The 269-nt window shown below is 66.5% G+C and carries 1 protein-coding gene; it reads right to left on the bottom strand.

Features of this window, described 5'->3' with window-relative positions:
- Nucleotides 1-269 (bottom strand): copper-binding protein (locus ACZ3HG_RS23820; RefSeq protein WP_465334858.1); only part of this gene is annotated, 269 nt, incomplete at both ends.

Genomic DNA, 269 nt, shown 5'->3' on the forward strand with positions numbered 1-269 from the left:
GCGGTGACCTCGCCATCGCTGCCCTTGAGCGAGAGGTCGAAATCGACCTTGTCGCCGACCTTGACCGCATCGGTGATCGACGGCGCGGCCTTGAACGCCATCGTCATCGCGGGCCACTTGGCCTCCGGGATCGGACCATGATCGAGCGTGATCGTGCCTGCCGCCTTGTCGATCGCGGTGACGGTGCCATGGCCCTTGGCCTTGATCGCGGCGTTCGCGTCAGGCGCCATCGACATGTTGCCCATGTCGCCGCTCATGGTCGCGGCGGG

This window comes from Erwinia sp. PME.40.26/001 (assembly GCF_055556675.1).